1 protein-coding gene is annotated in these 1,358 nt (G+C 63.4%); it reads right to left on the minus strand.

Features of this window, described 5'->3' with window-relative positions:
- Window positions 1-14: 14 nt before the first annotated feature.
- Window positions 15-1,232, minus strand: coding sequence for a DDE-type integrase/transposase/recombinase (locus tag ACX80V_RS21810; RefSeq protein ID WP_485844904.1), 1,218 nt, complete (start codon window positions 1,230-1,232; stop codon window positions 15-17).
- Window positions 1,233-1,358 lie beyond the last annotated feature (126 nt).

A 1,358-nucleotide genomic window follows, 5' to 3' on the forward strand; every position in this document is an offset into this window, starting at 1 on the left:
CCCGGGGAATCATGTCAAGATGCGCGCGTAGCATTCTTCGTGGAATCATTCCGAAGTGCGCGCGTGGCGGGCTTGGGTTTGGCGGCTTGTTTGCTGGTCGTGAGCGTTAGTAACTCGGCCGCGAGTGCCTGGATCTGTCGTTGGATGGCTGCCGGGTTCAGCGGCTGGTTTTCCCGGGTGAGTCTGGTCTTGACCGTTTGGCGGACCGTGCCCTTGTCGGCCAGGATCCGATGGTATGGCGTGGCGGGCAGGTCGTACTTTTTCGTGGTCTTAGCGCCGTTGCGCTCCTTGAAGACGAGTTTCTGCTGGGGACCGAAATGGTTCGTCAGCAGCCGCTGCAGCTCCCAGATGCGGTTCAGCAGATCGAGCTCACCGGGGGTGTCGTAGCGGTGGTACCCGACGGTCTGACGGACGATGTGCCAGTTCTTCTGCTCCACGTGGGCGCCGTCGTTCTTGTTCCCTGACCGGGACCGGGTGAACGTCAGTTGCTCCTGCTCGCACCAGTGGAACAGCCCCCAGTTGATGAACTCGGACCCGTTGTCCGAATCGATGCCCAGAATGGGAAAGGGGAACTTCGCGGTCGCCTCTTTGATCGCGGCGAACACCCACTTCTGCGCCTTGTTCCGCACCGACACGGTCTCCGTCCAGCCCGTCGCGATGTCAGTGATATCCAGGGTGAAACAGAACTCGCCCCGGGAATTTCCGCCCTCATGACCGACCAGATCGATCTCCACGAAACCGGGTCTGGCCTCATCCCATTCGGCCCAGGTCCGCATTGGGATCGAGTCCTTCAGCAGCGTTCCCGGCTTGGTATGGGACCGGCCCCGCGGATCCAGTTTGGCCCGGTCCGCCTTGAGCCGGCGGTCAATCGTCGCCGGCGCTATCCGCAACAGCAGCGCCGCCGTCCCATCATCAATATCCAGTTCCTCGAACCGGCGCAGCCGCGGGACCAGATCAGGCAGAGCCGCCGCCAGCAGCCGCCCGCACGGCGTGCCCTGCACGGCCCAGCAGAACCGCAGCGCCTCAATGACGGCCTCGTCATAGACCAGCGGCCTCGGCGGCCGCGGACGGACAACCCTGACCCTCAGGACCAGGCCAAGCGCCTTGCGGGCATGATTACGGTGCCAGCCCGTCACCGCGCAGATCTGATCCAGGACCTCACCCTTCCTGGCCTTGGAAGCACGCCGGTATTCCGTGGCCAGAACCTTCGTGACAGCCCTGCGTTCGCTCATCGTCAGCTCCATAGCAGCAGCCCTACCCCCACCGGCGAACCGGCAGCCGCAGACACCCCGCTACGCGCGCATTACCAAATGATTCTTCGATACCCACTACGCGCGCATCTTCCATGAGTCAACGCG

The organism is Pseudarthrobacter arbutini, from assembly GCF_054510915.1.